Origin of the sequence: Mesorhizobium sp. 2RAF21, from assembly GCF_052115345.1 — a bacterium.
Classification (GTDB): domain Bacteria; phylum Pseudomonadota; class Alphaproteobacteria; order Rhizobiales; family Rhizobiaceae; genus Mesorhizobium; species Mesorhizobium terrae.
On the sequence record NZ_JBFRGM010000006.1, the window covers coordinates 232,814 to 245,102 of the forward strand.

9 protein-coding genes are annotated in these 12,289 nt (G+C 65.3%); 4 read left to right on the top strand and 5 right to left on the bottom strand.

Going from position 1 to position 12,289, the window contains the following annotated elements:
• The first annotated feature begins 29 nt into the window (after positions 1-29).
• A complete protein-coding gene (locus tag AB4136_RS12140) occupies positions 30-638 on the top strand; it encodes a nucleotidyltransferase domain-containing protein (RefSeq protein WP_024924141.1) in 609 nt (202 codons plus the stop codon).
• Between the two features lie 2 nt (positions 639-640).
• Here the strand turns inward: AB4136_RS12140 and AB4136_RS12145 are convergent, their stop codons facing one another.
• Positions 641-1,096: an SRPBCC family protein gene (locus AB4136_RS12145; RefSeq protein WP_024924140.1), complete on the bottom strand. Its 456-nt coding sequence runs from the start codon at positions 1,094-1,096 to the stop codon at positions 641-643.
• Positions 1,097-1,273: 177 nt separating this feature from the next.
• Here AB4136_RS12145 and AB4136_RS12150 point away from each other — a divergent pair, with 177 nt between their 5' ends.
• Positions 1,274-3,079, top strand: coding sequence for an IlvD/Edd family dehydratase (locus tag AB4136_RS12150; protein WP_024924139.1), 1,806 nt, complete (start codon positions 1,274-1,276; stop codon positions 3,077-3,079).
• Positions 3,080-3,169: 90 nt separating this feature from the next.
• On the opposite strand, the gene AB4136_RS12155 is transcribed toward AB4136_RS12150, so the two are convergent.
• Positions 3,170-5,026 carry a sensor domain-containing diguanylate cyclase gene (locus AB4136_RS12155; protein WP_024927531.1) on the bottom strand — a complete coding sequence of 619 codons (1,857 nt, stop codon included), beginning with the start codon at positions 5,024-5,026 and terminating at the stop codon, positions 3,170-3,172.
• Between the two features lie 500 nt (positions 5,027-5,526).
• Positions 5,527-5,946 carry a GFA family protein gene (locus tag AB4136_RS12160; RefSeq protein ID WP_024924137.1) on the bottom strand — a complete coding sequence of 140 codons (420 nt, stop codon included), beginning with the start codon at positions 5,944-5,946 and terminating at the stop codon, positions 5,527-5,529.
• 285 nt (positions 5,947-6,231) lie between these two features.
• Here AB4136_RS12160 and AB4136_RS12165 point away from each other — a divergent pair, with 285 nt between their 5' ends.
• Complete coding sequence (locus AB4136_RS12165; RefSeq protein WP_024924136.1) at positions 6,232-7,701, top strand: MATE family efflux transporter; 1,470 nt, start codon at positions 6,232-6,234, stop codon at positions 7,699-7,701.
• A gap of 345 nt (positions 7,702-8,046) precedes the next feature.
• A complete protein-coding gene (gene chrA / locus AB4136_RS12170; RefSeq protein ID WP_441931240.1) occupies positions 8,047-9,252 on the top strand; it encodes a chromate efflux transporter in 1,206 nt (401 codons plus the stop codon).
• A gap of 243 nt (positions 9,253-9,495) precedes the next feature.
• Here the strand turns inward: chrA and AB4136_RS12175 are convergent, their stop codons facing one another.
• Entirely contained in the window at positions 9,496-10,098 is a 603-nt protein-coding gene (locus tag AB4136_RS12175; protein ID WP_024924134.1) for a dimethylsulfonioproprionate lyase family protein, read from the bottom strand.
• Between the two features lie 396 nt (positions 10,099-10,494).
• The gene (locus AB4136_RS12180) at positions 10,495-12,084 is read right to left on the bottom strand and encodes a trimethylamine methyltransferase family protein (RefSeq protein ID WP_024924133.1); all 1,590 of its coding nucleotides are present in this window, start codon (positions 12,082-12,084) and stop codon (positions 10,495-10,497) included.
• Between the last annotated feature and the right edge of the window lie 205 nt (positions 12,085-12,289).

Consider the following 12,289-nt stretch of genomic DNA (forward strand, 5'->3'; position numbering starts at 1 on the left):
GGGTCCGTGACGGGTGTTGTTGGTTGGCGATGAACGAACAGGCCGAGATTCCCGATCAGGAACGATGGGTGGCGTGGCAGCCCGCTGAGTTGGCGCAGCGCCTGCGCGATGTCGCACGGCCGTGGTGCATCGTCGGTGGCTGGGCTCTCGATCTGTGGCATGGAGCCGAGACCCGCGACCACGGCGATCTGGAATTCACGATCCTGCGCGAGGATCTCGGCGCCTTTCGGCGGGCATTGGGCGATCTGGAATTCTACACCGTGCATGACGGCGTTCTCGAACGTCTCGCGGTGGACCGGGAACCGGCGGCCGAGATCTTTCAAATCTGGGGCTTCGACCGCGCCGCCGGGCGCTGGCGGGTGGACATGATGATCGAGCCTGGAACGGATGACGGCTGGGTCTACAAGCGGGCAACGGAAATCCGGCGGCCGCGCTCCGAAATGGTGATGCGGACGGCTGGCGGTATTCCTTACCTCAACCCGTCCGCCGTGCTGTTGTTCAAGGCAAAATACCAACGCCCCAAGGACGAGGCGGATTTCGCGGCGGCACTGCCGAAACTAGCCGCGCCCGAGCGTACCTGGCTGAGGGATTGCCTCGAACTGCTGCACCCCGGCCATGGCTGGACAAAGGCACTGTGAAATCAGCCGGCGTCGCCCACCTTCTTGCCGAAGGTTGAGAAAAACTCGCCGGCCAGCTTCTTGGACGTCGACATGATCAGGCGGCTGCCGAGCTGGGCGATCTTGCCGCCGACATCGGCCTTGGCGGCGTATTTCAACACGGTGGCGTCGCCGCCGTCGGCGGTCAGCGTCACGTCGGCGCCACCCTTGGCGAAGCCGGCGATGCCGCCCTTGCCTTCGCCCTGGATGGTATAGGAATGCGGCGGGTTGAGGTTCTTCAGCGTCACCTCGCCGTTGAAGGTCGCCTTGATCGGCCCGATCTTCAGCACCACGGTGGCGGCCATGTCGGTGGGCGATTTCATCTCCAGGCTCTGGCAGCCGGGAATGCTTTCCTTGAGCACCGCCGGATCATTCAGCGCCGCCCAGACCTTGTCGACGGGGGCCGCGATGCGTTCTTCGCCTTCGATCACCAGAGCCATCAAAACCTCCCGGGAAAACGGTCCGGCCCGCGCCGTTGCGTGCAAAGTCCATAACAGGCCTAGCCAAAGCCGTAGCGGAGTGCATCAATGCTGTCCATCGCACCAAAGTCCGGGGTGTGGCCTTGCCCGGACGCGCGCGATGACATATCCAATTGTCGGACAAATGCGGAGACAGCCATGGCAGGCGCGCCTAGCGATAAGAAAAGATTCCGGTCGCAGGAGTGGTTCGACAATCCCGGCAATCCGGGCATGACCGCTCTCTATCTGGAGCGCTATCTGAACTATGGCCTGACCCGCGAAGAGCTGCAGTCCGGCAAGCCGCTGATCGGCATCGCCCAGACCGGGTCGGACCTTTCGCCCTGCAACCGCCACCATATCGAGCTGGCCAAGCGCGTGCGCGAGGGCATCGTGGCGGCCGGCGGCATTCCCTTCGAGTTCCCCTGCCACCCGATCCAGGAGACCGGCAAGCGCCCGACCGCTTCGCTCGACCGCAACCTTGCCTATCTGTCGCTGGTCGAGGTGCTCTACGGCTATCCGCTCGACGGCGTCGTGCTGACCATCGGTTGCGACAAGACCACGCCGGCCATGCTGATGGCGGCGGCCACCGTCAACATCCCGGCGATCGCGCTCTCCGTCGGGCCGATGCTGAATGGCTGGCACAAGGGCAAGCGCACCGGCTCCGGCACCATCGTGTGGGAATCGCGCCAGCGCCTCTCGGCGGGCGAGATCGACTATGACGAGTTCATGGAGATCGTGGCATCCTCGGCGCCGTCGGTCGGCTATTGCAACACCATGGGCACGGCGACGACCATGAACTCGCTGGCCGAGGCACTCGGCATGCAATTGCCGGGCTCCGCCGCGATTCCAGCGCCCTATCGCGAGCGCGGCCAGATTTCCTACGAGACCGGCAAACGCATCGTCGGCATGGTGCATGAGGATTTGAAGCCGTCCGACATCATGACGCGCGAAGCCTTCGAGAACGCCATCGTCATCAACTCGGCCATCGGCGGCTCGACCAACGCGCCGATCCATCTGAACGCGATTGCCCGCCATCTCGGCGTGCGCCTCGACAACAATGACTGGCAGACGATCGGCCACAAGATCCCGCTGCTGGTGAACCTGCAGCCGGCCGGCGAATATCTCGGCGAGGATTATCACCATGCCGGCGGCGTGCCGGCGGTGGTCGCCGAACTGATGAAGGCCAGCCTGCTGCCGCATCCCGGCGCCTTGACCGTCAACGGCAAGACCATGGGCGACAATTGCGGCAAGGCCGAAAACCTCGACACGAAGGTGATCTTGCCGGTGTCGGACCCGCTGAAGAAGGAAGCCGGCTTCATCAACCTGAGCGGCAATCTTTTCGACAGCGCCATCATGAAGACCAGCGTGATCTCCAAGGAGTTCCGCGACCGCTATCTGTCGAACCCGGCCGACCCCGAGGCTTTCGAGGGCAAGGCGGCGGTGTTCGACGGGCCGGAGGATTATCACGCCCGCATCGACGATCCGGCCGAGGCGATAGACGAGCACACCATCCTGTTCATGCGCGGCGCCGGCCCGGTCGGCTATCCGGGTGGCGCGGAGGTGGTGAACATGCAGCCGCCGGCCTATCTGATCAAACGCGGCATCCATTCGCTGCCTTGCGTCGGCGACGGCCGCCAGTCCGGCACGTCCGGCACGCCGTCCATCCTCAACGCCTCGCCCGAGGCAGCCGCCGGCGGCGGCCTGGCGCTGCTGCGGAAGGGTGACCGCGTGCGCATCGATCTCAGGAAAGGCACCGCCGATATGCTGGTGCCGGAGGACGAGCTGGCCCGCCGCCGCGCCGCGCTTTCCGGCAATGGCGGCTACCACTATCCGAAACACCAGACGCCCTGGCAGGAAATCCAGCGGGGCATGGTCGACCAGTTCTCGGAAGGCATGGTGCTGAAGCCCGCGGTCAAATACCAGGATGTCGCCCACACCGCCGGCCTGCCGCGCGACAATCACTGAAGCAGTCGCGATAAAGTTTTACGGGCGTGGCGCCGGCCGCGCCCGTTTTGTTTGAGATGCTGGCTATGATTGCGGCTTCCCGTCCGTCGCTCAGCGCCTGCGCTTGGTCGGCAGCTGGATGACGTGGGGGATGTCGATCACCTTGTGCAGATTGCTCGCCGCGACCATGTTCCGGCCTTGCCGCTTGGCCTGGTAAAGCGCGGCGTCGGCTGCCTCGAACAGCGAGCCGTCGTCATCGGTGAAGATCGGCCTGAGCGTCGCGCAGCCGATGCTGACGGTGACCACGCCATGGTCGCTGGCCTCGTGGCGCAGGCCAAGTTCGCGCACGGCCGCGCAGATCGTCTCGCCCAGCATCAGCGCGTCCTCCGGTTCGGTGTCGGGCAGAAGCACCGTGAATTCCTCGCCGCCATAGCGGGCGCAGAAATCCTCCGGCCGCTTCAACGCGTTGCGGATGGCTGTCGCCACCTTGCGCAGGCAATCGTCGCCCTTGGCATGGCCATAGACATCGTTGAAGTCCTTGAAGCGGTCGACGTCGATGACGTGCAGTGAAAGATAGGACCCCAGCCGCGAGGCCTGCCGCCATTTCAACCGGCTCTGCTCGTTGAACTCGCGCCGGTTGGGCAGGCCGGTCAGCGCATCGATGGCCGCCATCGTCTCCAATTGCTGTTCGCGTAGGATGCGCGCCGTCACCTCGCGCGTCGAACCGACGATGAAACGCGGCGCGTCCTTGTTGGACGTCGACAACCGCACCCGGTTTTCGAACCACAGCAGATTGCGGTTCACGTCGTAGGCGCGGAAAACATAGGCGACGTCGGCGTCGCCGGCGCGCACCCTCTGCATGCCGTCGGTGATGATGCCCATGTCGTCCGGGTGGACATGGGCGCGCCAGTCGAAGTCGCCAAGCGCGCCTTCGGCGAGGCCGAGCACCTGGGTGGCCACCGGCGAAATGAAGATGATGCGCCCATCGAGGTCGCTGACGAAGGCCATGTCGCCGGACTGGCGCGCCACCATTTCGTAGATGTCGCGGTCGGCCTGCCTGAGATGCAGGAGCCGCTCGCGTTCGTGCAGCAGCGCCGCCACCAGCACCACGATGCCGAAGGTCAGGATCAGGAAGACCCTGCACAACAAAAGCGCATTGTGCACGTCCTCCAAGGCCATGGTGTGGAACGGCCCATAGTCGGCGCCGGTGAACAGGATGGCGATGGGCACCAGCAGCCCGATGGAGGCGACGATGCCGACAAAACCGTAGCGGAACAGGATGCCGATGAGCGGCGGCAACAGGAGAAACAGCGGCAGCACGGTGGGCTGTTCGAAGATCAGCGCCGCGAACAGGCCGAACCCGGCCAGCGAGACGATCGCTTCCAGGGAGCGGCCGCTGCGATGAAGCTCGATGAGCTGGCGCGGCTGCAGGCGCAGGATCAGCGGGGTGAGCACCACATAGGTCAGGGCCGTGTTGGTGAACACGTAGAACCCGTAATGCACGGCGCTGTGTCCATGCGGCGGCGTGCGCACTGCGGCATGGACGAAAGCGGAGACCAGCGGAATGAGAATGATGACGACCACACCGAAGCGCGCCCAGGCCCTCAGCGTGTCGGAGCGGCCTTCGATCCAGTCGCGGTCGCGACCCAGAACCACCGCGGCGGCATAGGTGAGCAGGATCGACGACCCTGTGAAGATCAGTGTCGTCGGTGAGACGATCTCGGCGACCGGGCCGATCGCCAGTCCCCGGGTGAGCGCCAGCAGCGGAAAGGCGGTCACCGCGTAGCGCGGCCACCGCTGGCGTGGCGTCAAAAGCAGGACCCCCAGCAGCAGGCCGCCAGCGAGCGGGAAGGAAATCAGCCCCTCGACGCGCAGCAGCGAGTTGGACAGATAGTTGGCGAGCGTGAGCAGCGCCATCCACAACAGGAACGGAGCGGCGGTCCGCACTGCCTGCCTGGACGGAACCATCTGGTGTCGCCACATCGCCCGAGCACCCCGGACACTGTCTTCCGCCCAAATCTTATTTAGCTTTGCCTCCTTTAGGAAGCGTATTCCGGCGGTGACCATAACGCGACGGGTAACGGTTCGTCGCGTAGCCGATATTCGGCCGCGTTCCGATCGAAAAGGGGTTGGAACAGGATTTGAATGGATTCAATTGGTGTCGTCCTGTTGCGGCGAAGTCACAGGTCGAATCGCGGTTCCGTGCTATTCAACAAGCAGCAGTCCATGGGGCGATGCCGGATCGACCAAAGATCGGCATCGGGACGGTTGCCGGGTTCGCGTGGCGTTGGTTTCAGTCGCCTTGCCGATGTCCAGATCGGCCACGGAAACGAGAATTCGATCGGACCTTGAAAGCTTTTCCAGGTGTCGGTCGCTGGTCCTGCGGGGGACGGGCCCCGGCAAGGTCGGTCACTCCCACCGGCCTTGCCGGCGCGCCAAACACCGGTGCGCCCACCCTGATTTAGCCTCTACAGATATCTGGTGATCGCCGGCGCCTGCATCTGCTGGTCGCGCTTGCCGTCTTCATAGACGATCGGCGCGGCGGCCAGTTCTTCCTCTGTGGCATCGTCCAGGCAGGCGACGTTCACCGCCCAGAAATTGCCGCCCATGAAATCGAGATAGCCGCGCGAGAAGGTGTGCACGCCGCAGGCCGGGCACATGTAGTGGTTGATGTCGCCTTCCGGCCAGTTGGAAGGCCGCGCCTTGTAATCGAGCATGCGCTCCTTGCCGCCGGTGATCTCGACCGCCTCGTAGGCGGCGAAGGACTTTTTGTAGCCGACCTTGAGGCAAAAGCTGCAATTGCAGCGCCGGATGCCGTCGTCGAAATCGAGCTCGGCTAAGAAGCGGATGAGACCGCAATGGCAACTGCCGTGATAGGTTTTTTTCATGCTCCCTCCTCCTTGCCCTGCCGGTGCGGCCTATATGGCTGCCGACGCACGGGACAGCATGCACATTGCGCGCTGTCCCGACACTGCTTGCGGCGCAACGCATGTCGGTAGTCGCCACTTCTTGCCACCAACCTGGCCAGGCGTTCCGCGGTCGAAGTTGAATATTTTTACCCGGGTAATATTGACGGGAATTCGGAAAAGGCGCATAGGCGGCGGCCTCGCCGGTGTGAATCGGCGAAAGCCTTCGATAAGACAGCGATACGCCGCGACCATGGATGACATGCAATGACCGACAAGCCAGCCGCCCGCCCGTCGCGCGACCTCACCAGCGGGCCGATCGCCAGCACGCTGCTGGTCTTCGCGCTGCCGGTGCTCGGCTCCAACGTGCTGCAATCGCTGAACGGTTCCATCAACGCGGTCTGGGTCGGCCGTTATCTCGGCGAGACCGCGCTGGCGGCGACATCCAATGCCAATCTGGTGCTGTTCCTGCTGCTCGGCACCATGTTCGGCATCGGCATGGCGGCCACCATCCTGGTGGCGCAGTCGGTCGGTGCGCGCAACCTGGACGAAGCCAAGCGCATCGTCGGCACCAGCGCCACCTTCTATTTCATCGTCTCGCTTGTTTTCGCGCTGGGTGGCTGGCTGTGGGTGGACAAGATCCTGTCCCTGTTGGCGACGCCGCCCGACGCCATGCCGCTGGCGCGTGCCTATCTGCTCGTCATCTTCGCGGCGGTGCCGGCCGCCAATCTGCTCGGCTTCGTCATGACCATCCTGCGCGGCGCCGGCGATTCGCGCACGCCGTTCTTCTTCATGGCTTTCGCCGTGCTGCTCGACATCGTGTTGAACCCGCTGCTCATCGCCGGCATCGGCCCGTTTCCCAAAATGGGCATCGCCGGTTCGGCAATGGCGACGCTGATCGGCCAGACGGTGAGCGTCATCGCCATCCTTGTGCTGCTCTACCGGCGCAAGCACCCGCTGCGGCTGGCAGGCCCCGACCTTGCTTTGCTCAAGCCCGACCCGAGGCTGCTGCGCATCATCGTCGCCAAGGGCGTGCCGATGGGCCTGCAGATGATCGTCATCTCGATGGCAGCCCTGGTGGTGATGGGGCTGGTCAACGGCTACGGTTCGCGGGTCACCGCCGCCTACGGCATCACCGCGCAATTGTGGACCTACATCCAGATGCCGGCATTGGCGATCGGCGCCGCCGTCTCGTCCATGGCGGCGCAGAATGTCGGCGCCCGCCGCTGGGACCGCATCGGCCGCATCGCCGCCGCCGGCGTCGGCTTCAACCTGTTGCTGACCGGCTCGCTGGTGGTGTTGCTCCATCTGTTCGACCGCCCGATCCTCGGCCTGTTCCTGGCCAATGACAGCACCGCGGTCGACATCGCGGAGCACATCAACAACGCCGCCTCGTGGTCGTTCATCCTGTTCGGCGTCACCATCGTGCTGTTTGCCACGGTGCGCGCCACAGGCGCGGTGCTGCCGCCGCTGATCATCCTGATCGTCTCGGTGCTCCTCATCCGCACCGGCTTTGCCTATTCGCTGCGCGATTGGCTTGGCCAGGAGGCGCTGTGGTGGAGTTTTCCCGCCGGTTCGATCGCCTCGCTGGCGCTGGCCGCCGCCTACTACCGCTTCGGCGGATGGCGCACCATGCACATGATCGAGGAGGAACGGCCCGCCGCCGGCGAACCCCCGGACACCGGCCTCGGCGTGCCGCGTGGGCGCGCACGGCTGGGGGAACAGGCGGAGGGGTGAGAGCCCGGTTCGCCGCAGGCGAATTGAAAGGTCCGGTGGACCTTTCAAAGGGCTCGAACGCCCGAGGCCGTAGCCGAGGGCCGGGAAGCGGTTCGTCTCAAAGATCGGTTCCGACCCCCTCTCCGTCGCCACTGCGCGGCGCCACCTCTCCCCCATTTCATGGGGGCGAGGAACCCAAGCTGGAAAGGCGCTCGCATCGCTGCATTGGTTCCTCGCCCCTGCCGAAGGCGGGGGCAGAGGTGGCGAGCCCGAAGGGTGAACCGGAGAGCGAGAATTCCATGTCGAGACGCTTGCCCGTTTGAGACGAGCAGCTAGGATCGCCGCGCAAACGGGGCGACGGGCAAGGTGACGGAAAAGATCGATACGGAAACCGCCGCCGGATCGCGCCTTGCCGAGGTGTTCGGCGCGTTCCTGCGCCTCGGCCTCACCTCCTTCGGCGGCCCGATCGCCCATCTCGGTTATTTTCGCGACGCCTTCGTGGTGCGGCGCAAGTGGATCGACGAGGCGAGCTACGCCGATCTGGTGGCGCTCTGCCAGTTCCTGCCGGGGCCGGCCTCCAGCCAGGTCGGCTTTTCGCTCGGCGTGCTGCGCGGCGGGCTGGCCGGCGGCATCGTCGCCTGGGCGGGTTTTACGCTCCCGTCGGCGCTGCTGCTCACGGCTTTCGCGCTGGGCGCCGGCGTGCTCGACAATCCGGTGGGAGAGGGCGTGCTGCACGGCCTCAAGCTGGTCGCCGCCGCCGTGGTGGCGCAGGCGTTGTGGGGCATGGTGAGAGCGTTGACCCCGGACCGCCAGCGCATCGCCATCGCGCTTATGGCACTTGCTCTGGCAAGCCTCGTCGCCGGCTGGCTGGGCCAGGTCGCCGCCATCGCCGTCGGCGCGGTCGCCGGGCTGCTGTTCTGCGGCGGCGAGGCCGGTGCCACGCCACGGCATCCGGCTTTTCCGGTCGGGCGCCGCGCGGCCATTGCCGCCCTTGTCCTGTCCGTCGTCCTGCTTGTACTGCCGCCGCTACTCGGCGCCTGGACCGGCAGCCATCTGCTCGCCTTCTTCGACGCCTTCTACCGCTCCGGCGCGCTGGTGTTCGGCGGCGGCCATGTCGTGCTGCCATTGCTGCAGAACGCGGTGGCCGAACCCGGCTGGGTGCCGGTGCAGCAGTTCCTCGCCGGCTATGGCGCCGCCCAGGCCGTGCCCGGCCCGCTTTTCACCTTCGCGGCCTATTTAGGCGCCGTCTCCGGCGTCGTGCCCAACGGGCCGCTGGGTGCAATGCTGGCGCTGGTGGCGATCTTCCTGCCCGGCCTGCTGCTCGTCTATGGCGCCCTGCCGTTCTGGGACGGCTTGCGGGCCTTGCCGAGGGCGCAGGCGGCGATGCGCGGCGCCAATGCCGCGGTGGTCGGCATCCTCGCCGCCGCCTTCTACGACCCGGTCCTGATCAGCGCCATCGCCGGGCCGCTCGACATTGTTTTCGCCGTCGGCGGCTTCCTGCTGCTGGTCTTCGCCAAGGCGCCGCCGTGGCTGGTGGTGGTGCTGCTGGGGGCAGCGGGCGCGGTGGGGTGAGGCTGATTTGTTTTTCCCTTCTCCCCTTGTGGGAGAAGGTGCCTGAGCTCGGCGGCGAAGCCGCCGGAAGCGAGGGCGGATGAGGGGTGTTGGACGGAGCGCTGCGTCGCAAACTGCGTTGGTGTTGATGCGGGGATTGGTTCTGAAACGCCTCGTTTCTTCCAACACCCCTCATCCGTCTCGTCGCTGCGCGCCGATCCACCTTCTCCCGCAAGGGGAGAAGGGAAGTCAGTACTTCGCCGGCTAAGGAAGCGGCAGGCACCAGATGGCCAGGAAGGCTTTGTCGCCCGAGCGCATCGCATGCACGATATGGGCGGGATTGTAGATGAGGCCGCCGATGCCGGGTTCGTTCCAGGGACCGTCATTCTGCCGCCATGCGCCGGCCGACAGCGCGATATAGACCTCTTCCGGCGGATGCCGGTGATCGGGATAGATCGTGTCGGGCGCCATTACCGAGACGCCGATCTCGACATGCGTGCTTGGCACCGGGCCGTCGCGGCCGACGATCATCGCGTCGGCGTAGCGGTCGGCCAGCCCGTCGGCTGCGCGCCGTTCGGCCCGGTTGCTCCACGCCAGAACGGGTTCGATCGCCTGGAACGCCTTGCCGAGCCCGCGCATGGGCAGTTCGGCGTCCCGCAAGCCATCGTAGCAGGCCTCAAGATGGGCGCATGCCGGCGGGAGCGTTGGCCGCCGCACGTCCCGGGTTTCGCCAGGGCCGTGGGAAAGACCGTCCACCACGCGGCGCCATGCGCGCGAAAGCGGCGTCTCGCACGTCGCCTTCAGCCCGACCGCCTCCTTGAGATTGTCGAGGAAGGTGGTCAGGTTTTCCTGGGGGGATGCTGCCATGGTGCTGCTCCGGCGTTGCGACCGCACTGTTCCACGAGGAACAAGGCGGGGGCAATGGTGGGATATCTTCCTTCTCCCCCTGTGGGAGAAGGTGGATCGGCGCGCAGCGCCGAGACGGATGAGGGGGTGAGAACCCGGTTCGCCGGAGGCGAATTGAAAGGTCCAGTGGACCTTTCAAAGGGTTCGAACGCCCGAGGCTATGCCGAGGGCTGGGACAAAACTGCGACCTGACCCTCGCAAACTCGCTGCCCTTCGGGCGTTCAAACCCTTCAAAACGTCCACCGGGCGTTTTGATCTGCCCGAAGGCGAACCGCCTCCCGGCCCCTCGCAGGCTCGGGGCGTTCGAAGCTCGAAAAGCCAAGCAGTTGGCTTTTCGTCCGCTGCGCGGACCGCTTCTCACCCACCCATATTCGCACGGGTCAGGTGGATGAGGCCGTCGAAGCGCTGGCGCAGGCGGTCGTCGATGGCGCGCGGCACGTGGTGCGGGAAACGTTCGGCCAGGATGCGCTTCTTTTCGGCAATCGCACGCTGCAGGATGTCGGGCTTGCCCCTCTCGTTCCATTCCTTCGGCGAGAAACGGTCGCCGATGGCCGGATAGAAATACTCCGTCTGCATCAGCTTCAGCGTCTGGTCGTTGCCGAGATAGTGGCCCGGGCCATTGAGGCAGACCTCGGTGATCGTATCGATGGACAGCGCCTCGTCGGTCACCTCGATGCCGCGCACGCAGCGCAGGCACTGGCCGATCATGTCGTTGTCGATGATCAGGCTTTCCAGGCAGAAGCCGAGCAGCGAGGCGTGCATGCCGGCCGATTCATAAATCAGGTTCAGCCCCGACAGGCCGGCCATCACGTCGGTAATGCCCTTTTCGAAACCGGACTGGATGTCCGGCAGCTTGGAATCGGCCATGCCCGCCGCCGAACCACCCGGCAAATCGTAGAATTGCGCCATCTGCGCGCAGGCCGCCGTCAACAGTGCCTGCTCGGCCGAACCGCCCGACATGGCGCCGGTGCGCAGGTCGGAAACGAAGGGCCAGGTGCCGAAGATGGCGGGATGGCCGGGCTTCAGCGCGTTGACATAGACGAGACCCGCCAGCACTTCGGCCACCGCCTGCACCACGGCCCCGGCAATCGCCGCCGGCGCGGTGGCGCCGGCCTGGCCGGCCGAAAGCAGCAGGATCGGAATGCCGCCTTCCACGCAGGCCTCCAGCACGCCGCAGGCATCCTCGGCGAACTTCATCGGCGGCACGACGAAGCAGTTGGAGTTGGAAACGAAGGGCCGGGCACGGAAATTCTCCTCGCCGCCGGCGATCGCGTAAAGCATCTCCAGCGCCGGCTTCACATTCTCGCGCACCGTGAACGAGGTGCCGACATGTTTGGAGGTTCCCATCACGCAGGCATAAAGCGTGTTGAAATCCATCTCGAGCGGGTCGGGAATGTCGCGCGGCACCATCGGCCGCTGGAAGAAATGGATGTTGTCCAGCCCGTCGACGATGCGGGCGGCGTCATAGATGTCCTGCAGCAGGCTCTCGCGATATTCCCGCTTCTCGACATCGACCAGATGCACGGCGGCGCCCGCCGTGCCGTAATGCACGCGTTTGCCCTGGATCAGCATGTCATGCTTGGGATCCTGGCCGTGCAGGGTGAAATTGCGCGCCGCCTTCTTGATCGTGTCGAGCACTAGCGCGCGCGGAAAACGGATGCGGCCATCGTCGCTGTAGCTGGCGCCGACGCCGATCAAGGCCTCGATGCAGGAGGGAATGGCGTTGGCGAAACCGACGGTCTCGAGCAGCGTCAACACCGCTTCGTGGATGCGTTCTCGGTCGTTCTGGCTCAGCGGGCCGTAGCGTCCGCCTTCGAGCCCGGCGCGCACTGGCCTAATATCATCGGCCAGAGGTGCTGCGCGCATGGCGCGTCGCGCCTCGCGTCCGCCGGACCGGCGTGACCGGCTGTCGCCTTGCAAATCCTGCTTTTCCGCGGCCATCGACATGGAAAACCTCCACTGCTTCTTGCTGAAGCCGGACACGTGGCGGTTGGTCCACCATCGCGCGGCTCTTTCCCCTTGTTTTGCGAACTATGCCAAGCCCATTGGTGCAGCCTATGGGCCAGCCCATTCCGGCAGATGGACCAGAGAGGGCTCGGCCGACGGAAAAATCGCTTGCTGCGGCGTTGCCAAAAAAAGTGCCCAAAAAACA